Origin of the sequence: Acinetobacter rongchengensis, from assembly GCF_003611475.1 — a bacterium.
GTDB lineage: Bacteria > Pseudomonadota > Gammaproteobacteria > Pseudomonadales > Moraxellaceae > Acinetobacter > Acinetobacter rongchengensis.
On record NZ_RAXT01000226.1, the window covers coordinates 1 to 313 of the forward strand.

The 313-nt window shown below is 40.9% G+C and carries 1 protein-coding gene; it reads left to right on the top strand.

What is annotated here, in order from left to right; translation table 11 throughout:
- The coding region (locus D7V20_RS19655) for an IS3 family transposase (protein WP_147395836.1) at positions 1-313 on the top strand (313 nt) is incomplete at both ends.

Sequence of the window (313 nt, forward strand, 5' to 3'; positions counted from 1 at the left end):
CGACTCACTTCAGATTTCAGTATCTAAGCAAGCTAAGCTGCTGAAAGTCTCCCGTGGTTGTTATTACTATCGCCCAAAACCTGTGAGTGCATCAGATCTGAAGCTGATGCGATGTATTGATGAATTACATATGCAATATCCTTTTGCAGGCAGTCGTATGATGCGTGATTTGTTGAATCGTCAAGGACATCATATAGGACGACGTCATACACGTACTTTAATGAAGAAAATGGGTATTCAGGCGTTATATTGCAAACCAAATTTAAGCCAGGCTAATCAAGCTCACCGTAAATATCCATATCTGCTCAAAGGG